The organism is Alkalihalophilus lindianensis (assembly GCF_032843265.1).
GTDB classification, from domain to species: Bacteria; Bacillota; Bacilli; order Bacillales; family Bacillaceae_D; genus Alkalihalophilus; species Alkalihalophilus lindianensis.
This window is the reverse complement of the sequence record NZ_JAWJBA010000690.1, coordinates 1-253: the sequence shown is the minus strand read 5'-3', so window position 1 is coordinate 253 and position 253 is coordinate 1. Positions and strand designations below refer to the sequence as shown.

Annotated in this window: 1 protein-coding gene; it reads right to left on the bottom strand. The window is 41.9% G+C overall.

Annotated elements, in window-relative coordinates:
• The coding region (locus RYX56_RS23930; protein ID WP_317124330.1) for a helicase-exonuclease subunit AddB family protein at positions 1 to 253 on the bottom strand (253 nt) is incomplete at both ends.

Below are 253 nucleotides of genomic sequence, written 5' to 3'. Positions count from 1 at the left end.
GGGTGGAGCAAATTTCATTTGAAGCTCGAAACAAATCAAGTTCATCCGGTACGGTGGCAAACGATGGCCGGTCGGTTGTCAGCGCGATTGTGACCCTTTTGCAATGCGTTGCTAATTCCTGGATAATTTGATATTCCTGTGGTGAAAAACTATAAAATCCATCGATATAAATTTCTGCCTGCTGTAAGTAGCCCGAGGCCGATATTTTTTCAGCAAGCAAGTGAAAATAATCTTCCGAATCAACATATTTACC